The following is a 20,045-nucleotide window of genomic DNA, read 5'->3' on the forward strand; positions in this document are numbered from 1 at the left end:
GGCCGGGGCGAGCCGCGCGGAGCAGCCGCGGCACGCCCCCGTACTCCCCGGGAGGTAGCCGCACTGCCGCTGGCCGTACGACGCCCCGGAGCCCCTTCCCGAGCCACTGTCGACGCAGCAGCGGAGAACTCTCCGCAGCCCTTCGGCAGACCCCTCGAGGGAGATGAACCAAGATGCAGACCCTGGCGAACTGGGACGGCGGCCCCGGGCCGTGGATTCTCTTCGTCCCGCTGTTCTGGGCGGCCGCCGTCGTCGGCGCCGTCACCCTCCTGCGCCGTGCCGCCCGGCGCGGCCGCGGCCCGTCCTGGCGCGGCAGGGACACCGGGCCCTGGCGCGGCCCGGACGGGCGCCCCGCCGCCGACTCGCCGCTCGCCGTCCTCGGCCGCCGCTTCGCCTCCGGCGAGATCGACGAGGACGAGTACTGGCGCCGGCTGTCCGTCCTGGAGGAGCAGTTCGGCCGCACCGGCGGTGCCCGGTGACCACCACGCCCGACTCCACCGCCTCTTCCACCACCGCCACCGCCACCGCCTCGGCCGGCACAGCGGCCACCATTACGGCCGCGCGGGTCGTCGACGCCGTGAAGGTCCACGGCGCCGGCGACACCGCCGTAACCGCCCTGGACGGCGTGAGCGTGGGCTTCCCGGCCGGGCGCTTCACCGCGATCATGGGCCCCTCGGGCTCCGGCAAGTCCACCCTGATGCACTGCGCGGCCGGGCTCGACACGCTCACCTCCGGCAGCGCGTACATCGGCGACACCGAACTGGGCGGCCTCGACGACCGCCGGCTGACCCTGCTGCGCCGCGACCGCGTCGGCTTCGTCTTCCAGGCCTTCAACCTGGTGCCGACCCTCACCGTCGCCGAGAACATCACGCTGCCCCTCGACCTGGCGGGCCGACGGGGCGACCCCGAGTGGATCGACGCGCTCGTCGAGGTCGTCGGCCTGCGCGACCGCCTGCACCACCGGCCCGCCGAACTCTCCGGCGGACAGCAGCAACGCGTCGCGGTGGCCCGCGCGTTCGCCGGCCGCCCGGACGTCGTCTTCGCCGACGAGCCCACCGGCAACCTCGACTCCCGCTCCGGCCAGGAGGTGCTCGGCCTGCTCGGCCGCGCGGTGCGGGAGACGGGCCGCACGGTCGTCATGGTCACCCACGACCCGGTCGCCGCCGCCCACGCCGACGAGGTGCTCTTCCTCGCCGACGGGCGCCTGGTCGACCGTATGGAGTCCCCGACCGCCGACCGGGTCCTGGACCGCATGAAGGCCTTCGAGGTGAGGACGTGAACGCCTCCCTCCGCCTGAGCCTGTCCTCCCTGCGCGCCCACGGACGGCGCTTCGCCGGCACCTTCCTCGCCGTGTTCCTCGGCGTCGCCTTCCTGGCCGGGACCCTGGTCATGGGCGACACCCTGCGGGCCAGTTTCGACTCCATGTTCGGCCGGGCGACCGACGGCACGGACGCCGTCGTCCGCAGCGCCTCCGTCATCACCGCGCCCGGCGAGGGCCAGGGCGTACGCAGGCCGGTGGACACCGCGCTGGTGAGCACCATCGAGCGGCTCCCCGGGGTCGCGGCCGCCGCCCCGGACATCCAGGGCGCGGGCCAGCTCCTCGGCCGCGACGGCAAGCCCATCGGCGGCCAGGGTCCACCCACCCTCGCCGGCAACTGGATCAGCGACCCCCGGCTCAACCCGTACCGGCTCGCCGAGGGGCGCGCCCCCGCGAAGCCGGGCGAGGCCGTCGTCAACCGCGGCGCCGCGAAGAAGGGCGGCCTGCGGATCGGCGACACCACGACGCTGCGCACCCCCGACCCCGTCGAGGTGACGATCGTGGGCCTCGCGACCTTCGGCGGCGAGGACGGCATGGCGCAGGTGACCTTCACCGGACTGACCCGGGCCGACGCCGAGAAGTACCTGACCGCCCGGCCGGGGGAGGCGGCGAGCATCCAGGTGCGGGCCGGACCCGGGGTGAGCCAGGCCGAGTTGGTGCGGCGGCTGACGCCCGCGCTGCCCCAGGGCGTCGAGGCGCTCACCGGCCAGGAGGCCGCTCGGGAGAACACCGACATGGTCTCCAGCCAGTTCCTGACCGTCTTCACCACGTTCCTGCTGGTGTTCTCGGGTGTCGCGCTGCTGGTGGCCACTTTCTCCATCCACAACACGTTCGCGATCGTCGTCGCCCAGCGCACCCGCGAGAACGCCCTGCTGCGCGCGCTGGGCGCCTCCCGCCGCCAGGTCACCGCCGCCACCCTCGTGGAGGCGAGCGCCGTCGCGCTGACCGCGTCCGCCGCCGGACTGGCGGGCGGCATCGGGATCGCCGCCGGGCTCCAGGCGCTGTTCCCGGCGATCGGATTCCCCTTCCCCGACGGCGGTCTGGTCGTCCAGCCGCTGTCCATGGCACTGCCGCCGGCGGTCGGCGTCGTGGTCTGCCTCGGCTCCGCGCTGACACCCGCCGTACGGGCCGGCCGCACCGCTCCCATGGCCGCGCTGCGCGAGACGGCCGTCGACACCTCCGGCGCCTCCCGCCCGCGCGCCGTGACGGGAGCGGTCCTCGCCGCGACGGCCGTGGCCGTGACCCTCACCGGTGTCCTGGTGTCACCGTCCGTATGGGCGGCCGGAGTCGGCGCCGTCCTCGCCCTGGCCGCTTTCGTGGTGCTCGGCCCGGTCGCCTCCGCCACCGCCGTGCGTCTGCTCGGCAGCCCCCTCGGCCGGCTGCGCGGCGTCACCGGTGCGCTGGCCCGGCGCAACGCGCTGCGCAACCCGAAGCGCACCGCGGCCACCGCGAGCGCGTTGATGATCGGGGTCGCCGTGGTGTCGCTGTTCACGGTCTTCGGCGCCTCGCTCAAGGCCACCATGGACCAGACCGTCTCGCAGTCCTTCGCGGGCGACCTCGCCGTGAGCACCCCCTCCTTCGGGGCCGGCGGCAGCGGCCTGAGCCCCCGGCTGGCCGGGGCGATCCAGCGGCTGCCCGAGGTGGACACGGCCGTCGGACTCGGCCGGGGCGTCGCCGAAGTCGACGGCGAGGGGCGGGCCCTGACGGTCACTGATCCGGCCGCGCTCGCCCGCACCTTCGACCTCGGAACCGTGCGCGGCTCCCTGAACGGCCTGGGCACCGACGGCATCGCCGTCACCCGCGACGAGGCCGACCGGCGGGGCCTGACGGCGGGGGACCGGACACGGCTCACCTTCACCGACGGCACCACGAGCACCTTCACCGTCCGCGCGGTCTACGGCCGGTCGGAACTCGCCGGCGACTACGTCGTCAGCCGCTCCGCCTGGGCCCCGCACCGCACACAGGACTCCGACCGGCTCGTCGCCGTGTCCCTCCGGCCCGGCGTGAGCGCCGAGGCGGGCAAGGCAGCCGTCGAACGGGTCGCCGCCCGGTACGGCGACCCGCAGGTGCAGACCCGCGACGAGTACGCGCAGTCCTCCGCGGGCGCGATCGACATGATGCTGACGCTCGTCTACGCGCTGCTCGCCCTCGCGGTGCTCATCGCGCTCCTCGGCATCGCCAACACCCTCACCCTGGCGATCCACGAGCGGACCCGCGAACTGGGTCTGCTCAGGGCCGTCGGCCAGACCCGGTCCCAACTGCGGGCCATGGTCCGCTGGGAATCGGTCCTGGTCGCCGCGTTCGGCACGGCGGGCGGGCTCGCCCTGGGCGCCTTCCTCGGCTGGGTGCTGGTGAAGGCCTCCGACGGCGAGAGCGGCACCGCGTTCGCCTTCGCGCTGCCACCGGCGCCCCTGCTCGTGGTGGCCCTGGTGGGGATCGCCGCGGGAGCACTCGCGGGACTGCGCCCGGCTCGACGCGCGGCCCGACTGGACGTCCTGCACGCCATCGCCACCGAGTGAACCGACTCCCGCAGGCCACCGGGGGCGGTGGCCGGGTCGCCCCCCGGTCACCGCCCGCTGCCCGCCACGCCCCGGCCGCCGCCAGGTCGGCTGGGGCGTGGCGGACGTCCGCTCGGCCGAGCGCGGCAGACGAGGCCGACGCCGTCAGCCGACGACGGCGGACCCGGCCGGAGCGTGAACGGGCCGGATGCCCTCGAGCGCGGAGGCGGCCTCGGCCAGGCGGCGCGCGGCCTGGTCCGCGGTCACGAGCGCCGGCACCCGGGCAGGCACCGCTATCGAGGGGGCGGCGGTCGGCAGGGTGAACCAGACGACCTTGCCCTGCTCACCGTCCGGCCGCGCGCCCCAGCTCTCGCTCATCGCGGCCACCATCGCCAGCCCCCGGCCCTCGGTGGCCAGCGGCGCGATGGCACCCATGTCCTCCATCACCGGAAGGCGCGGGTCGTGGTCGCGCACGGAGACCGTGAGCCGCTCGAGCAGCAGTTCGAGCTCCACGGTGCACAGCTTGTCGGGCCGGGCGTGCTGGTGGACGTTGGTCAACAGCTCCGTCACACCGAGCGCGGCCCGGTCTATCAAAGGGTCCAGATGCCAGTAGCGCAGGTGCGCCGATACGATTCTGCGGACCTGGCCGATCCGCGACGGCAGGGCTTGGAGCTCCACCGTGCAGTGCCTGCTTGGGTGACTGATCACGGCTGCGACTCCCCGACGTTGAGGTCCGGAAGAACACGAGGTTTCGGATGCAGCAGGACGCCTGCGTGACATTGCCGCCTGCTGTCTGGCCGGCGGGCTGGTTCGCAGCGTTATCGCCGGTAAACCCTGAGTGACGTGAGACCAGCGTGACCCACGGGGTGGGGTCACGCAACTCGCCTCGCTCAGCCGCCGCGCCGGGCCGCCCGGCGGACGGCCTCGACGAACCGGCGGGCCGCGGGCGGCCCCGTCTCGCCCGGTGCGGGGTCGTGGTCGCCCAGGGTCAGCAGGTACCGGTTGCCGCCCAGGTCGGCCAGTGCCCGGTCGTCCGGGGCGTACCAGGGCTGGGACGCGCGCACCGACCGCACCGGCGCGCTGTCGATCTCACTGCCGTAGCTGGTCAGCAGCTCCAGTCTGCCGTCGCGGATCCGGACCAGTCCGGCCCGGGTGAGTGAGCGCAGGCGCTTGTCGATCCGTACGCCCGTGGCCGTGAACTCCGGTTCGGCCATCTCCCCGCCCCTTCGTGCGTGTCGCCGGCTCCCGCTCCGCCCGGTCCGTCCCCGAGCCGGCCCGGCTCGTTCGAGATCGCTGGGGGTCCCTTCGAGGTTCCTTCGAGATCTCACGGGCCCCGTCGGGTACTTCGTCCCGCCGTGGTGCAGTCTGCACGCCATCGGCACGGAGCACCAGTGCGTGGGGAGCAGTCGCGGGCGGCACCCGGCGCACTCGCGCGAACGCGCCCCCGACCCGTACGCCCCCGCGCTGCGGCCCGCTTCGGCGTGGTGCGTTCCCAAGCCTCTCCTTGAGCCGCTCAAAGATGCGTTTATGCAGGTGAGAAGCGTGTTGAAGGTGTCTATCATCGAGGGCGTCCGGCCGCGCGGGACGCCGCCGGCGCAACAGCGTAAGGAGCCCGCCGTGAGCACCACCGAGCAGCGCCGGACCGGCGACACCCTCGACGTCGACCGCAGCGACAGCGGATACCGGGACTGGCTGAAAGAAGCCGTCCGCAAGGTGCAGGCGGACGCCAACCGCTCGGCCGACACCCACCTGCTGCGCTTCCCGCTGCCCGAGGAGTGGGGCGTCGACCTGTACCTGAAGGACGAGTCGACGCATCCGACCGGCAGCCTCAAGCACCGGCTGGCGCGGTCGCTGTTCCTGTACGGCCTGTGCAATGGCTGGATCCGCCCGGACCGCCCGGTCATCGAGGCCTCCAGCGGCTCGACGGCCGTCTCGGAGGCGTACTTCGCGAAGCTGATCGGCGTGCCCTTCATCGCGGTCATGCCGCGCACGACCAGCGCCGAGAAGTGCCGCCTGATCGAGTTCCACGGCGGGCGGTGCCACTTCGTGGACGACCCGCGCACGATGTACGAGGCCTCCGCCGCCCTCGCGGCCGAGACCGGAGGCCACTACATGGACCAGTTCACCTACGCCGAGCGGGCCACGGACTGGCGCGGGAACAACAACATCGCCGAATCGATCTTCCGGCAGTTGGAGTTGGAGCGCTTTCCGGAGCCGGCGTGGATCGTCGCCACCGCGGGCACCGGCGGCACCTCCGCGACCATCGCGCGCTACGTCCACTACATGCAGTACGACACCCGTGTCTGCGTCGCCGACCCGGACAACTCCTGCTTCTTCGAGGGCTGGACCACCGGCGATCCCGACGTCACCTGCGACAGCGGCTCGCGCATCGAGGGCATCGGGCGGCCGCGCATGGAACCGAGCTTCGTGCCCGGGGTCGTCGACCGCATGATGAAGGTGCCGGACGCCGCCGCCGTGGCCGCCGTACGGACCCTGGAGCGGGCCATCGGCCGCAAGGCGGGCGGCTCCACCGGGACGGGCCTGTGGAGCGCTCTGAAGATCGTCGCGGAGATGCTTCGGGAGGGCCGCCGGGGCAGCGTCGTGACCCTCCTGTGCGACCCGGGTGACCGCTACCTCGACAAGTACTACTCCGACGCCTGGCTGGCCGAACAGGGCCTCGACAGCACCCCGTACACGCGGACGCTGGAGTCGTTCCTGACGACCGGGGCGTGGCCGGCCTGAGAGGGTACGGACGGCCGGACGGTCCGGGGCGGCCGGGCACGCCGGGTTCCCGCCGACGGCTCCCTCAGCCGTCCGCCTCGTCCCCGGGCTCGCCCGCCACCACCAGCCGCAGGTGCTCCGAGACCTCTGCGCGGGCCTCCGCGGGCAGCCCCGCGTCCGTCACCAGTGTGTCGACCCGGTCCAGCGCGGCGAACGAACTCAGGCCCACCACACCCCACTTGGTGTGGTCGGCGACCACCACCACCCGGCGCGCCGACTGCACGAGGCGCCGGTTGGTCTCGGCCTCCGCCAGGTTCGGCGTGGACAGGCCCGCCTCGGCCGATATCCCGTGCACACCCAGGAACAGCACGTCGAAGTGGAGCGCCGCGATCGCCTGGTCGGCCACCGGACCCACCAGTGAGTCGGACGGGGTGCGGACCCCGCCGGTCAGCACGACCGTCGCCGCGCCCTGCCGCTGACCGGAGGTGCGCTGCGCCGAGTGGAAGACGTCGGCGACCCGGACCGAGTTGGTGACCACCGTCAGATCGGGCACGTCGAGCAGGTGCTGGGCCAGCGCGTACGTCGTCGTACCGCCCGAGAGGGCGATCGCCGTGCCCGGCACGACCAGACGTGCCGCCGCCCGCGCGATGTCCTCCTTGGCGGTCGGTTCCAGACCCGACTTGGCCTCGAAGCCCGGCTCGTGCGTACTGGCCTCCACCACCGGAACCGCGCCGCCGTGCACCTTCTCCAGCACGCCCTGCCGGGCCAGCGCGTCCAGATCGCGGCGCACCGTCATGTCCGACACGCCGAGCTTCCGGGTCAGCTCGTTCACCCGGACACCGCCGCGGCGCCGGACCTCGTCCAGGATCAGGGCCCGCCGCTGCTCCGCGAGGAGGTTCTGATTCTCACTCACGTGTGCTCCGGTTCCTTTCGCCTCAAGCCGTCCGACCCGCCCCGCGCACCCGCCGACGACGGGAAGGTCCGCCCTGCCCCGGTACGCGGACGTCCCATCCTTTCACGGGGCGGTCCCCGCCGCGCCGGCACCCGACCGACGCGAACATGCCACCTTTGTCCTCCCTGTGCGCGGCTCCGGTCACCCGGATCGGGGAGATTCGGTGACGAGGGATGTGCCGCGTGCCACGGGAGGCGATCCTGGTGTCCGCACGCACACAGACCGACATGGACACAGACCGACGGACGCGGTACGGGGGAAGTGCGAACAGTGGAACGTGCGCAGCGGCATCCGCGGACCGCCGGGGCGGACGGCCCCGCCGCACCCGACGAGCCGGCCGAGTGCGCCCTCGAACTCCTGGTCCACGGCGTCGGCGGCACCACGCCCGAGAAGATGCTCGACGCCGCGCGCACGGTGCGGATCACCGGCGACGACACCGCGGCCGTCTTCCGGCGCGCCGAGGACGTCGACGCCGAGGACCGGCCGGAGGAGCAGCGCGGCACGCCGGTGCCCGAGGCGTACGTCTGGTGCAACCTCACCTCGGGCAACGGAGCCCGCGCCCTGTGGCTGTTGCTGCTGCCGTTCATGGTCGTCAACCTCGCCCACTGGATGCGCCCCGGCGCCCCGGGCCGCCCGCGCGCCGTGAGCCTGTACGGACTGCTCGTGCGGCTGGCCGGCCTGACCCTGACGGTGCTGCTCGTCGCCGCGGCCTGCGAGGTCGCCCTCGACCTCACAGCCTGGCAGTGCGCGGGCACGCACGCGTGTGCCGCACGGCACTCCTGGCTGGGCTTCCTGTCGCCCGCGGCCGGCGGCTGGTGGAGCGCCCCCGGCCGCCGCCTCGCCCTGGCCGCCGTGGTACCCGCCGCGCTCACCGGGCTGCTGTGGTACCTGGCGCACCGCACCTGGAGCGCCTACGAGTCCACACAGCCGATCTCCCGCGACCCGGAGCCGAAGGACGACACCGGCAGCGGATCCCTGAGCCGTCCCGGCTTCTGGTACGGGCGCCGCCTGGTCGCCCGGCTGCGCGCCGCGCACACCGCCGCGGGCCTGCTGACGGTCACCGCCACGATCGCCGTGCCCACGGCGGCCCTCGACCGCGGCCCCGGCGGTTCCCCGGCCCTCGACACGGCGGGCCGACTCCTGCTCACCGCGCTGCTCGCCGGTTCCGCCGCCGTCGTCTGGGTCGTCTGCCGCCGCGGCCGCACCGAGCACCTGCTCGACCGGCAGCTGGACCGCCATCTCGTGCGGCGGCTGCCGCTCGGCGCCCTCCTGCTGCTCCTGCTCACCGCCGTGTACGCCGGATGGTCGCGCCCTGGCTGGGAGTCGACCGGCCGGCTGGCGGGCGACACCGCCTTCGGCGGCATCATGCTGGGCCAGGGCCTCCTGGTCGTCGCCCTCGCCGCCGTCGCCCACGAGCTGTACCGCACCCGCCCCGACCCCCGGGCCGCGCTGCGGGGCCTGGGCGGACCCGCGGTCGCGATGCTGGCCTGTGCGCTCGCCGGCGTGATGTCCGGCGGGGTCTGCCAGCGCGTGGCCGACTGGCTGGACGGCACCGGCACGTCGATCCCGGGCCCACCGGTCCTGCTCACCTGGCAGGCGTCCGTCATCCCGCCGCTGCTCGTCGTGCTGCTGTTGCTCTGCGGCCGACTGGCCCGGCGCGCCCGACGGCTGGCCCGCGCCCAGCGTCCCGCGGTGGAACGCGACCATCCCGGCGAGCCGTCCGACCCGGAGCGCACCCGCCGGATCGCCCGCACCCGGGCGATGGCCACGCTCACCGACGACGGGCCCCTCCTGGTCGGCGCGACCTCGGCCGTCACCCTCCTCCTGGGCGCCGGCGCGCTCGTCGGCGCCCTCGGCACCGACCGGACACCGGCCGGGGCCGCGGCGGGAACCCACCCCGTCCTGCACGGCGCGGCCCAGATCGCGCAGGCGCTGGGCTCCTGGCTCATCGGACTGGGCTTCATACTCTTCGTCACCTGGGGCCGGCGCGCCTACAAGGACGCCTCCGCCCGGCGCACCATCGGCATCCTGTGGGACGTCGGCACCTTCTGGCCGCGCGCCGCGCACCCCTTCGCCCCGCCCTGCTACGCCGAACGTGCCGTGCCCGACCTCACCTGGCGGATGGCGACCTGGACCCGGGCCACCGGCGGACGGCTTGTGCTGTCGGGGCACTCCCAGGGCAGTGTGCTGGCCGCCGCCGCGGCCTGGCAGCTCACCCCGTCGGTCCGCAAGCGGGTCGCCCTGCTGACCTACGGATCCCCGCTGGAACGGCTCTACGGGCGCTGGTTCCCGGCCCACTTCGGCCCGGCCGCGCTCGGTGCCCTGCACCGGGACGTGGACTGCTGGCGCAACCTGTACCGGCTCACCGACCCCATCGGCGGCCCGGTCCGGCTGCCCGGCGACTGCGGCCCCGAGGTGGACCGCGCCCTGCTCAAGGACCCGCTCGCCTACGGCCGCACCGCGCGCCATCCGCTGCCCGCCCCGATCCTGGGCCACTCCGACTACCAGGCGGACCCGGCCTTCGACGAGGAACGACGGTGGCTGCTGGCCCGGTTGCGCCCGGACCTGCCGGCGCCCCGCCACGGCCGGCCCGGCGTCCCGGCCGGTGAACCGCACACCGGTCCGGAGGCGCCGGGCGGACCCGGTGCTCAGGGCAGCGCGGGCAGGTCCTCGGCGTAGAGCAGCGTCAGATCGTCCGTGCTCGGTTCGGCGAGCTGGGCGACCCGGCCGGCGTGCCGCTCCACCATGGCCTCGAAGGTCTGCCGCGCCGTGCGTCCGTTGCCGAACGCGGGGCCCTTGGGGATCGCGGTGAAGTAGGCCACCAGGGCCTCGGCCGTGTCCGGAGCGAGCCGGTACTCGTTCTCCTCCGCCTGCTGCTCCACGATCCGCAGCAGTTCGTCGGGCCCGTAGTCGCTGAAGGTGATGGTGCGGGAGAAACGGGAGGCCACACCCGGGTTGACGGACAGGAAGCGCTCCATCTCCGCCGTGTAGCCGGCGACGATCACCACCACCGCGTCCCGCTGGTCCTCCATCAGCTTCACCAGCGTGTCGATGGCCTCCTTGCCGAAGTCGCGCCCGGCGTCCTCCGGGGAGAGCGCGTACGCCTCGTCGATGAACAGCACGCCGCCGCGGGCCCGTCCGAACGCCTCCTGGGTGCGGATCGCGGTGGATCCGATGTGCTCGCCGACCAGGTCGACGCGGGACACCTCGACGAGATGACCCTTCTCCAGGACACCGAGGGAGGCCAGGATCTCGCCGTACAGACGGGCGACCGTGGTCTTGCCGGTACCGGGGGAGCCGGTGAACACCAGATGCCGCTTGACCGAGGCGGCCTTCAGCCCGGCCTGCCGGCGGCGCCGGCCCACCTCGATCATGTCCGTCAGCGCGCGCACCTCCCGCTTGACGCTGTCCAGGCCGACCAGCGTGTCGAGTTCGCCGAGGACGTCCTTGGCGGACCGCGCGGGCGCCTCCGGCTCAGCGGTCACCAGCGGCTCCTGCTCGGTGGTGCGCTGCCCGGGGATCGCGCCCAGCAGCCCCGAGGCCGGGGGCGCGGTCTGCACGGCCGTCTCCCGGGCCACGAGCGGACGCACACCGCCGCTCTCGTCGCTGGTGCAGTCCTCGACCACGGGGCCCGACCCGGTCCCGGCGTCCGGCCCGCCGTCCGCGAACTCGTAACCCCCGCGGGCGCACCGCTCCGTACGGCACTTCTTCAGCGTCGTACGGCAGCCGTCGATCACATGGAAGCCGTAGCCTCCGCTGCCCGTCACCCGGCAGTCCAGGAAGCTGCCGCGACCCCCGGCGGAGACGTAGAAACCGGCCTCGGCGGGGGAGGCGACCGTGCACCGCTCGATGGTGGGGTCGGCGCCCTTGGTGACGATCACTCCCGTCTGGATGTCGTCCACGGTGCAGTTGTTGAGGGTGCCGCCGCTGCCGTGGTCGCGGAACCAGGCACCCGTGGCCGCGTCCTTGATCCGGCAGTCGTCGAGCTGCGCGGTGGCGCCGTCGCTCACCGACACCGCCGTGTTGCGCACCTGGGACAGGTCGCTGTCCACGACGTCCGCACGGGACCCGCGGTCCAGCACGAACAGCGCGTCGGGCACGTCGTGCACCCGGCAGGAGTCGAGCACCGCGGTGGCGCCGTCGCTGACCCACACCGCGGGGTAGTCGCCGGTGCTGTCGAAGATCTCGCACTGGTTGGCGTCCACGCGCGTGCCCGGATCCCACACCGACAGGCCGTTGCGCCCGAACTGACGCACCGTCGTCCGCGTCAGCGTCAGCACGGACCGGGAACGCAGGTCCACCGCGTTCTCCGGGATGTCGTGGATACGGCAGTCGGCCAGCGTCAGCACGGCGTCGGTCTCGAGCGTGACCCCGTCCGAGGCGGTGCGGTGCACATCGCAGTCGGTGAGGTGCCCGGTGGCCCGGCCGCTGATCTGGACGCCGCTGCCCCGGACCTCGTAGACCTCGCAACCCACCGCTTCCAGGGCGGAGTTGTCGCCGGTCGCCGTCAGACCCACGCCGGAGGTGTGGTGGATGCGGCAGTTCTCAAGCCGGGGGTGGGCACCACCGCGGACCGCCACGCCCGACTGCCCGGCCGCGACGACCTCGCACTCCTCGAACACCCCACCGCCGCCGTCGAGCACGGCGATGCCGATGCCCGCCGGGTTGTCGATCGTGCAGCGCCGCACGGTGGGCCGGGCGCCGCCGCGCACCTCGATGCCGGCCGCGGACCGGGTCACGATCCGCACGTCCCTGAGCTCCGGCGCGCCCTCCTCCACCAACAGGGCGGGCGCGGTGGCGTCCTGGCCCTCGACGTGCAGGTCCTGGACGACCGCGGAGGCGCGCACGGTCAGGGGCACGCCCTCCGTGGGGGCGATGCGCACCGAACCGGGGGCGCCCTCGGGTCCGCGCAGGGTCACCGCCCGCTGTACGACGAGGTTCTCCCGGTAGGTGCCCGGGGCGACGGTGAGCACGTCACCGTCGGCCGCGGCCTCCAGGGCGGCGGCGAGCGATGTGTACTCACCCGTGCGGCGCCGCCACCGCGATGTGCCGGTGTGCGTCACCTGGACCGTGCCCTGTGCCATGGCGCTGCTGTGCCCCCACCTCGTCGTACGCGGGTTGGTTGATGCCGAGTGCGTCGGCCGGTCCACCGTAGCGTGCGCGCGGACGCTCGGTTGACCGGATCCCTTGAGCGCAAGCCCCGTCCTTCAGGACGGGGTCAGCTCATCCTTGGCGCGGAGCCGCGCAGCGGCGGAGTTCTCTGCCGCTGTCGGTGGCGTGCTCTATGTTGATCGCACCAGTCGAAGGGGGTGTTCTCATGCTGTCCGGTCGCCGCTACCTGCTCGATCTCTCGCCCGAACAAGAAGAGATGTGCGAGGAGTTCGGCGGCATCTGCCGGTCGGTGTGGAACACAGCTTTGGAGCAGCGTCGGGAATATCGGCGGCGCGGGGCGTGGATGAACTACGTGCCGCAGTGTGCCGAGTTGGCCGACGCCAAGTGTGAGCATCCGTGGTTGAAGGCGGCGCCGTCGCACGCGTTGCAGCAGACGCTCAAGGATCTGGACCGGGCCTGCCGGGATCACGGCACGTTCAGGGTGCGGTGGCGGTCGAAGGCACGTTGGTCGCCGTCGTTCCGGTTCCCCGACGCCCGGCAGATCAGCGTGGAGCGGCTGGGGCGCAAGTGGGGCCGGGTCAAGCTGCCGAAGCTGGGCCGGGTCCGCTTCCGCTGGTCCCGCCCCCTGGGTGGTGAGATCCGTTCCGCGACCGTGTCCCGCAAGGGCGGCCGGTGGTTTGTGTCGTTCCTCGTGGACGACCGCGCGGCCACTTGCGAGCGGCACGCCATGCCCGGTACCGCCGTGGGCATCGACCGGGGGGTCAAGACCGCCGTGGTCACCTCGGACGGCGACTTTTACGGCCGGCCGTTCATCACGGCCGGCGAGATCGTCCGGTACCGGCGTCTGCAACAGCGCCTCACCCGGTCCAAGCGCGGCAGCGCGAACCGGCACAAGACGATCAGGGCCATGGGCCGCATCATGTCCCGGGTGTCGGACCGGCGTGGGGACTTCTGCGCGCAGACCGCGGCCCGGATCGTCGCGAAGAACGCCCTGGTGGTCCTCGAAGACCTGCGGATCAAGAACATGTCCGCCGGCGCGTTTGGCACCGTGGCCGAGCCCGGCCATAACGTCCGCCAGAAGGCCGGGCTCAACCGGGCCATCCTGGACAAGGGGTGGCACCGCCTCGAACTCGCCCTTGCCGACGCCGCCCGGTACACGGGCACGCGCGTGGTGAAAGTCAACCCCGCGTACACGTCGCAGCGGTGCTCCGTCTGCGGCTTCGTCACGGAAGGAAACCGTGAGAGCCAAGCGGTCTTCCGGTGCAAAGCCGCAGGCTGCGGATACCGCGACCATGCCGACGTGAACGCCGCGAAGAACATCAAGGCCGCAGGACATGCGGTCTCAGCCTGTGGAGACCTTGGCACCAGCCGGTCCGTGAAGCAGGAACCCGTAAGCCGGGCGACCGGCCGAACCCCCTCATAGGGGAATCCCCGAGCTTCAGCCCGGGGAGGAAGTCAACAGAGCCCAAAGGCCGTCAGCTGCCGGTGCCGGTACGGCCCCAGTCCGGACCCGCGCGGTCCCAGGCCTGGTCCCAGCGCGCGTACCTGCGGCGGACCAAGCGCCAGACGATCAGCCGGCGTATCCCCTCCACCAGGCCCGCGGCCAGCGCGGCCGCGCCGCATCCGGCCAGCACGGCGTGGGTCGTGGCCGTCGCGGAGTCCAGGGGGCGGGTCACCGCGTCGCCGTGCGCGTCCGTCCACAGCGTGAAGTGGTCGCCGGGGTGGGGGGAGCCCAGGCCCGTCGTGACGGGGCCGTGCCGCCGGGTGCCGTCGGGGGCAGTCCACTGGGCGAGGACACGGCTGCGCAGGTCCCGTGCCGGGGATATCTCCGGGTCGGGATCCAGCCGGCTGAGTCCGCGCACCACCGTGGCCGTCACCGGGTGCCGGGCATGGAGCTGTTCGCGCACGGACCGCTGAAGGGCGTCCTGCGCCACGGAACCGACGAGGCAGCCGATCACGGGTGCGCCGACCAGGACGAGCAGCAGCGCCACCAGGGCCACCCAGGCCTCGACGAGGTCGGTCCCGCGACGCAGCGGGTTGTGCCGCCAGCGCCAGAGTCCGCTGATCGCTCGCACCGTCTGCCACACCCCCCTTCCCCTCCGTGATAACCCCGCCCCGGACCGATTCGCCCTCTTGTCGGCCGAAGAGAGAGGGAAATCACCTCGGGCCGTGAAGTCTCACGAACTCCTCACGGTGGTCCAACGACCGTTTCCCGTACCGGGGTTCCCACCGGTGGCCGGGGGTCGGCGGAGGTCATTCGAGGATGGTGACCGGGTCGCCGAGCCGGATGGCGCCGGTGGACTCGGGCACCAGGTTCTGACCGAAGATCAGTTCGCCGCCGAAGCGGCGGTGGCGGCCGAGGGTGCGCAGCGGCTCCTTGCCGTGGGCGCCGGTGGCCTGGTCGGTGGTGGTCACCACGCACCGTCCGCACATCTTGACCACCCGGAAGGAGACGTCCCCGATCGCGATGCGCGTCCAGTCGTCCTCGGCCCAGGCGGGGGTGCCCGCCACCACCACGTTGGGCCGGAAGCGGTTCATGGGCAGCGGGCCCTCGTCCGCGTGATCCCCCTCGGCGATCAGGGAGTTGAGGGAGGCGAGGGAGGAGAGCGTGGTGAGCAGCAGCGGGAAGCCGTCGGCGAAGCTCACCGTCTCGCCCGGCAGGGCGTAGTCCGGGTCGACGGGCCGCCGTGTGGCGGGGTCGTCGAGGTGGACCAGGCGGACGTCCTCCCCGGCGAGGCCGCTGCACCAGGCGTGGGCCGCCTCGTCCGCCGGGACGGCCTCCACCTTCTCGCCGAAGATGTCCACGGTCACCGTGTCGCCCGGCGGGGGGACGGGCACCACGACCGGGGTGCGCCCGGGCGCGGAAAGGCGGAGGCCGTCGCCGGGCCCGGGCTCGGCGACGGCCAACGCGAGGTGTGGCTGCTGGCGTTGGGTGACGACCTTTCCCCCGTCGTCGATCAGCGCCCAGCGCCGGTCCCCGGCCAGCCCCCAGGGCTGGACGACGGCTTCCACGAGCGTGACGGCTCGCAGCGCCTTGACCGGGTGGATGTGTATCGCGTGCAGTTCCGCGTTCCCCATGACCTCATCCTGCCAGTCGGCACGGACGGCCGGGGAGCGGATCAGTAACCGCGGTACTGCTGGTTCCCGTACGGGTCCGGGTAGGGCCCGGGCGCCGGGGCCGGAGCCGGGCGCGGGGTGGCGGGACGCATGGCCTCGTAGCCGGTGCCGGGCGCCATCGGGCGCGGTGGCTGCGGCTGCTGCTGGCCGGGGTACCCGCGCGGCGCGGAGGCCTGCTGCGGGATGTAGGCCGTGGGCGCCGGCTGCGGCGGGACCGGCTGCGGCGCCTGCGGATAGCCGTAGGAGTGCTGGGACGGGGCCGCCGGCAGTGCTGGGAGCGCGGAGGGCAGCGCGGGCAGATGGCTGCCGGTGCTCATGGGGCTGCTCGTGGGCAGGTGGCTGCCCGCGTCGTAGGGCCCTGGAACACGGATGGGGGCGATCTGCGGGGTTCCTCGCTCGGCCACGAGCGAGTCGTAGATCGGGGTGTCCGGGAAGGAGGCGGAGTAGTAGCCGCCGCCATAACTGGAGCGGGGGGAGGTCATGGCCATAAGTAAAGCCCACGATGTGCTGGTTGGGGAGACCGATAAGAAGGTTGTTTTCCGTGTCGGCGGTGACGTGAGGTCCTCAATATGAGCGAACTTGGCCAAAAAGGGGCAGCAGGCGAGGTTTGGATGATGTATAAGCCGACCTCCGGGCCGGGGTTACCGGTGGTCGGCCAGGGTGTTCCGGTGCTTCGCATGGGAGTTCCGCGTCACCGGGCTTAGGTTGGTCGGGTAGTGAGCCGACGGGGACCGCCGGGGCACGGCCGGTCCGACACGTGATGGGGGCGAAGATGTCGATGTCCATGCCGAAGGGGTCGAACACGCCGGTGCCCGCCGGCGCCCTGCGCGTCGAGGTGGGCTGGCGCGGCGGGCCGGGCGTCCCCGACGCCGACGTCTCGGCGCTGCTGCTGGTGGGCGGAAAGGTCCGTTCCGACGCGGACTTCGTCTTCTACAACCAGCCGGCCCATCCCTCCGGCGCGGTCCGGCACGAGGGCAAGAACACCCTCGGCGGCCAGGTGACCGACACCCTGCTCGTCGACCTCGGGCGGGTGGAGCCCACGGTCGAGAAGGTGGTGCTGGCCGCCTCCGCGGACGGCGGCACCTTCGCCCAGGTGCCCGGCCTCTACATCGAGGTCCGGGACACCGCTCGGGGCACGGTGGCCGCGCGGTTCGACAGCACCGGGGCGAGCGTCGAGACGGCGTTCGTCCTCGGCGAGTTCTACCGCCGCCAGGGCGCCTGGAAGTTCCGGGCCGTGGGCCAGGGCTACGGCAGCGGACTCGCGGGCCTGGCCACGGACTTCGGTATCACCGTGGACGAGCCGCAGCACACGCCGCCGCCCCCGGCACCGGCCCCGCCGCCACCCGGCACGCGGGCACCCGGGATGGCGCCACCACCCGCGCCGGCCCCCTACCCGGCCGCGCCCCCGCCGCCGGTCGGACCGCCCGTTCCCCTGCCGCCGCCGGTCGCACCCCCCGTCACCCCGCAGCGGCCCGGCACACCCGCCTCCCCGTCCGGCGCACCCGCGCCCACCGTGCCCGCGTTCGCCACACCCGCGTCCGCCGCGGCCCCGGTCCGCCTGAGCAAGGTGACGCTCACCAAGGCGGCCCCCTCGGTGTCGCTGACCAAGCAGGGCGGAACCGGGGGCGCCATGCGGGTGAACCTCAACTGGCAGACGCGCAAACAGTTCTCCGGCTGGGGCGGCAAGCGCGGCCGGGCGGTGGCCACCCACAGCGACATCGACCTCGACCTGTGCGCCCTCTACGAGCTGTCGGACGGCCGCAAGGGCGTCGTCCAGGCCCTCGGCAACGCCTTCGGATCGCTGCACCGGCCGCCGTACATCCACCTCGACGGCGACGACCGCACCGGCGCCGTCACCGACGGCGAGAACCTCACCATCAACCTCGACCACCGCGGCGACTTCCGCCGCATCCTCGTCTTCGTGACCATCTACGAAGGCGCCCGCTCCTTCGCCGACCTGCACGCCACGGTCACCCTCCAGCCGCAGCACGGCGCCCCCGTCGACTTCTCCCTCGACGAGTGCACGGTGCCCTCGACGGTGTGCGCACTCGCCCTGATCAGCAACATCGGCGGCGATCTCGTGGTCCAGCGGGAGGCCCGCTACCTGGTGCCCGAACGCGGAGTGAGCCCGCAGCGCACCATCGACCGCGCCTACGGCTGGGGCATGAACTGGACCCCGGGCCGCAAGTGAGCCGTCCCTGCTCACCCCTCGTCGGGCAGGGCGTCCGGACGCGCGTACGTGCGGCCCTTCCAGGCCGCACCGCGGCCCCGGTAGTGCTGCACCGCCGAGTCGACCGTCATCAGCAGATAGAGGAACGCGGTGAACGGCAGCAGGGGAGCGAGCCACAGGGGCTGCCGGTAGTAACGCAGCATCGGCACGTACGTCGCCGTCATCACCAGCCAGGCCGCACCGCCGGCGAGCGCCGCCACCGCGTCGCCCACCGTCAGGCCGGCGGCAAGCGCCACCGGCGGCACCAGGTACACCAGCGCCAGCCCGGCGACCGTGCCGAGCAGCAGCAACGGGTTGTGGCGCAGCTGCGCGTAGGCGCTGCGCGAGACCATCCGCCACAGGTCGCGCAGCCGCGGATAGGGGCGCACGCTGTCCACCCGCTCCGCGAGCCCCAGCCAGACGCGGCCGCCGCCGGCCTTGACGGCCCGGGCGAGCGCCACGTCGTCGATCACCGCCTGCCGGATCGCGTCCGGGATCCGCACCCGTTCGGCGGCCTCGGCGCGCAGCAGCACGCAGCCGCCCGCGGCCGCCGCCGTCCGCGACCCCGGGCGGCCGATCCGGCGGAAGGGGTACAGCTGCGCGAAGAAGTAGACGAAGGCCGGCACGACGAGCCGCTCCCACAGGCTCCGCACGCGCAGCCGCGCCATCTGCGAGACGACGTCGAAGCCCCCGGTGCGCGCCGCCGCCACCAGCAGGCGCAGGCTGTCCGGGGCATGGGCGATGTCGGCGTCCGTCAGCAGCAGGTAGGCGGGGCCACGCGCGCGTGCCAGGCCGATGCCGTGCCGCACGGCCCACAGCTTGCCTGTCCAGCCGGCGGGCGGGTCACCCGGTGAGGCCACGGTCAGCGGCAGTCCGCCGTGCCGCCGCGCCAGTTCGCGGGCCAGCTCCCCGGTGCCGTCGCGGCTGCCGTCGTCGATCAGGAAGACCTCCGCCCGTCCCGGATAGTCCTGGGCGAGCAGCGAGGGAAGGCTCTCCGGCAGGACGGCTGCCTCGTCCCGCGCGGGAACGACGACGCACACGGACGGCCAGTCGTCCGGGGCCGGATCCGCGGAGGGTGGAAGTCTGACGTCCGTACGCCAGAAGAAGCCCTGGCCGAGCAGCAGCCAGAGCCAGGCGGCGAGTGATCCGACGGCACTCCACTCGATCACGCTCACCCGCGCAGTCTGCCCCACCCGGGCGGCCGGTACGAGGGGATCGACTATCGTGGCCGGGTGAAGATCGCGCTCATGGACTCCGGAATCGGGCTGCTGGCGGCCGCGGCCGCGGTACGGCGGCTGCGTCCCGACGCGGAACTCGTGCTCTCCCTGGACCCCGCGGGCATGCCGTGGGGCGCGCGCACGCCGGAGAACCTGACCGAGCGCGCCCTGGCCGTCGCCGAGGCCGCTGCCGCGCACCGCCCGGACGCCCTGATCGTCGGCTGCAACACCGCGACCGTGCACGCGCTCACCGCCCTGCGCGCCGCCCTGGAACCGGATCTGCCGGTCATCGGCACGGTGCCGGCGATCAAACCGGCCGCGGCCGGCGGTGGGCCCGTCGCCATCTGGGCGACGCCCGCCACCACCGGCAGCCTCTACCAGCGGAACCTCATCCGCGACTTCGCCGACGGCGTGCCCGTCACCGAGGTGCCTTGCTGGGGCCTCGCCGAGGCCGTGGAGCACGCGGACGAGTCGGCGATCGACGAGGCCGTCGCCGCGGCCGCCGCGCTCACCCCCGCGGAGGTGACGACCGTCGTCCTGGGCTGCACCCACTACGAACTGGTCGCCGACCGCATCCGGGCCGCGGTCCGGCGACCGGACGGCCCGCCGCCGGCCCTGCACGGCTCGGCGGGCGCCGTCGTCGCCCAGGCGCTGCGCCGGATCGGCGCCCGGCCCGAGCCGGAGGCCGCGGCCGAGGGCAGCGTGACCGTGCTGCTGAACGGCCGGGAGGGCGACCTGCCCCTGCCGGCCCTGACCTACGCGGAGGGCCGTCTCCTCCAGCAGATCGCGCCGGCCCGCTGAGGTCGGGCCGACCGCCGGACGAGTCCCGTCCGGGTGTGGCCGCCCGGTCCCGTCACCCTGTGCGACGCAACGCTACCCGCGCGGCGAAACCTGAGTAACC

Annotated in this window: 16 protein-coding genes; 8 read left to right on the forward strand and 8 right to left on the reverse strand. The window is 73.6% G+C overall.

All coding sequences use genetic code 11. The features are described from left to right. Positions 1-173 precede the first annotated feature (173 nt). From ACIHCX_RS16095 to ACIHCX_RS16105, 3 genes are all read left to right on the forward strand, one after another. Positions 174-479, forward strand: a complete 306-nt coding sequence (locus ACIHCX_RS16095; RefSeq protein WP_400029728.1) for an SHOCT domain-containing protein — start codon at positions 174-176, stop codon at positions 477-479. A gap of 71 nt (positions 480-550) precedes the next feature. After that, a complete protein-coding gene (locus ACIHCX_RS16100; RefSeq protein ID WP_400029985.1) occupies positions 551-1,279 on the forward strand; it encodes an ABC transporter ATP-binding protein in 729 nt (242 codons plus the stop codon). After that, positions 1,276-3,837 carry an ABC transporter permease gene (locus ACIHCX_RS16105; RefSeq protein WP_400029730.1) on the forward strand — a complete coding sequence of 854 codons (2,562 nt, stop codon included), beginning with the start codon at positions 1,276-1,278 and terminating at the stop codon, positions 3,835-3,837. Before ACIHCX_RS16100 ends, ACIHCX_RS16105 begins: the two co-directional genes overlap by 4 nt. A 144-nt stretch (positions 3,838-3,981) precedes the next feature. On the opposite strand, the gene ACIHCX_RS16110 is transcribed toward ACIHCX_RS16105, so the two are convergent. Both ACIHCX_RS16110 and ACIHCX_RS16115 read right to left on the reverse strand, forming a co-directional pair. Then, positions 3,982-4,524: an ATP-binding protein gene (locus ACIHCX_RS16110; protein WP_400029732.1), complete on the reverse strand. Its 543-nt coding sequence runs from the start codon at positions 4,522-4,524 to the stop codon at positions 3,982-3,984. 182 nt (positions 4,525-4,706) lie between these two features. Continuing rightward, positions 4,707-5,030 (reverse strand): hypothetical protein, encoded by a 324-nt coding sequence (locus ACIHCX_RS16115; RefSeq protein WP_400029734.1) that lies wholly within the window; start codon positions 5,028-5,030, stop codon positions 4,707-4,709. A gap of 403 nt (positions 5,031-5,433) precedes the next feature. Here ACIHCX_RS16115 and ACIHCX_RS16120 point away from each other — a divergent pair, with 403 nt between their 5' ends. Continuing rightward, a complete protein-coding gene (locus ACIHCX_RS16120; RefSeq protein WP_400029736.1) occupies positions 5,434-6,558 on the forward strand; it encodes a PLP-dependent cysteine synthase family protein in 1,125 nt (374 codons plus the stop codon). Between the two features lie 64 nt (positions 6,559-6,622). On the opposite strand, the gene ACIHCX_RS16125 is transcribed toward ACIHCX_RS16120, so the two are convergent. Then, the gene (locus ACIHCX_RS16125; protein ID WP_400029738.1) at positions 6,623-7,450 is read right to left on the reverse strand and encodes a DeoR/GlpR family DNA-binding transcription regulator; all 828 of its coding nucleotides are present in this window, start codon (positions 7,448-7,450) and stop codon (positions 6,623-6,625) included. A gap of 309 nt (positions 7,451-7,759) precedes the next feature. On the opposite strand from ACIHCX_RS16125, the gene ACIHCX_RS16130 reads away from it, so the two are divergent. Beyond that, positions 7,760-10,168 carry a hypothetical protein gene (locus tag ACIHCX_RS16130; RefSeq protein ID WP_400029740.1) on the forward strand — a complete coding sequence of 803 codons (2,409 nt, stop codon included), beginning with the start codon at positions 7,760-7,762 and terminating at the stop codon, positions 10,166-10,168. On the opposite strand, the gene ACIHCX_RS16135 is transcribed toward ACIHCX_RS16130, so the two are convergent. Beyond that, the gene (locus tag ACIHCX_RS16135; RefSeq protein ID WP_400029742.1) at positions 10,138-12,573 is read right to left on the reverse strand and encodes a right-handed parallel beta-helix repeat-containing protein; all 2,436 of its coding nucleotides are present in this window, start codon (positions 12,571-12,573) and stop codon (positions 10,138-10,140) included. The genes ACIHCX_RS16130 and ACIHCX_RS16135 overlap by 31 nt on opposite strands. 233 nt (positions 12,574-12,806) lie before the next feature. Between ACIHCX_RS16135 and ACIHCX_RS16140 the strand changes: the two genes are divergently transcribed. Further along, positions 12,807-14,024, forward strand: coding sequence for an RNA-guided endonuclease InsQ/TnpB family protein (locus tag ACIHCX_RS16140; protein ID WP_400029744.1), 1,218 nt, complete (start codon positions 12,807-12,809; stop codon positions 14,022-14,024). Positions 14,025-14,076: 52 nt separating this feature from the next. Here ACIHCX_RS16140 and ACIHCX_RS16145 read toward each other — a convergent pair whose 3' ends face one another. The 3 genes from ACIHCX_RS16145 to ACIHCX_RS16155 all read right to left on the reverse strand — a co-directional run bounded on the left by ACIHCX_RS16145 (position 14,077) and on the right by ACIHCX_RS16155 (position 16,200). Then, the gene (locus ACIHCX_RS16145) at positions 14,077-14,676 is read right to left on the reverse strand and encodes a hypothetical protein (protein WP_400029746.1); all 600 of its coding nucleotides are present in this window, start codon (positions 14,674-14,676) and stop codon (positions 14,077-14,079) included. Positions 14,677-14,854: 178 nt separating this feature from the next. Then, a complete protein-coding gene (locus tag ACIHCX_RS16150; protein WP_400029748.1) occupies positions 14,855-15,679 on the reverse strand; it encodes an MOSC domain-containing protein in 825 nt (274 codons plus the stop codon). 41 nt (positions 15,680-15,720) lie between these two features. Then, positions 15,721-16,200 (reverse strand): DUF6643 family protein, encoded by a 480-nt coding sequence (locus tag ACIHCX_RS16155; protein WP_400029750.1) that lies wholly within the window; start codon positions 16,198-16,200, stop codon positions 15,721-15,723. Positions 16,201-16,502: 302 nt separating this feature from the next. Between ACIHCX_RS16155 and ACIHCX_RS16160 the strand changes: the two genes are divergently transcribed. Next, entirely contained in the window at positions 16,503-17,909 is a 1,407-nt protein-coding gene (locus ACIHCX_RS16160) for a TerD family protein (RefSeq protein WP_400029752.1), read from the forward strand. Between the two features lie 11 nt (positions 17,910-17,920). Here the strand turns inward: ACIHCX_RS16160 and ACIHCX_RS16165 are convergent, their stop codons facing one another. Continuing rightward, entirely contained in the window at positions 17,921-19,120 is a 1,200-nt protein-coding gene (locus ACIHCX_RS16165; protein ID WP_400029754.1) for a glycosyltransferase, read from the reverse strand. Positions 19,121-19,159: 39 nt separating this feature from the next. On the opposite strand from ACIHCX_RS16165, the gene ACIHCX_RS16170 reads away from it, so the two are divergent. Further along, a complete protein-coding gene (locus ACIHCX_RS16170) occupies positions 19,160-19,945 on the forward strand; it encodes a glutamate racemase (protein WP_400029756.1) in 786 nt (261 codons plus the stop codon). Positions 19,946-20,045 lie beyond the last annotated feature (100 nt).

Source organism: Streptomyces sp. NPDC052043 (genome assembly GCF_044548235.1).
In the GTDB taxonomy this organism is placed as follows: domain Bacteria; phylum Actinomycetota; class Actinomycetes; order Streptomycetales; family Streptomycetaceae; genus Streptomyces.

Coding starts and splice junctions, on each gene's coding strand:
- ACIHCX_RS16135 (WP_400029742.1), bottom strand. CDS start 12,573: ATGGCACAGGGCACGGTCCAGGTGACGCACACCGGCACATCGCGGTGG.
- ACIHCX_RS16115 (WP_400029734.1), bottom strand. CDS start 5,030: ATGGCCGAACCGGAGTTCACGGCCACGGGCGTACGGATCGACAAGCGC.
- ACIHCX_RS16155 (WP_400029750.1), bottom strand. CDS start 16,200: ATGACCTCCCCCCGCTCCAGTTATGGCGGCGGCTACTACTCCGCCTCC.
- ACIHCX_RS16160 (WP_400029752.1), top strand. CDS start 16,503: ATGCCGAAGGGGTCGAACACGCCGGTGCCCGCCGGCGCCCTGCGCGTC.
- ACIHCX_RS16150 (WP_400029748.1), bottom strand. CDS start 15,679: ATGGGGAACGCGGAACTGCACGCGATACACATCCACCCGGTCAAGGCG.
- ACIHCX_RS16095 (WP_400029728.1), top strand. CDS start 174: ATGCAGACCCTGGCGAACTGGGACGGCGGCCCCGGGCCGTGGATTCTC.
- ACIHCX_RS16140 (WP_400029744.1), top strand. CDS start 12,807: ATGCTGTCCGGTCGCCGCTACCTGCTCGATCTCTCGCCCGAACAAGAA.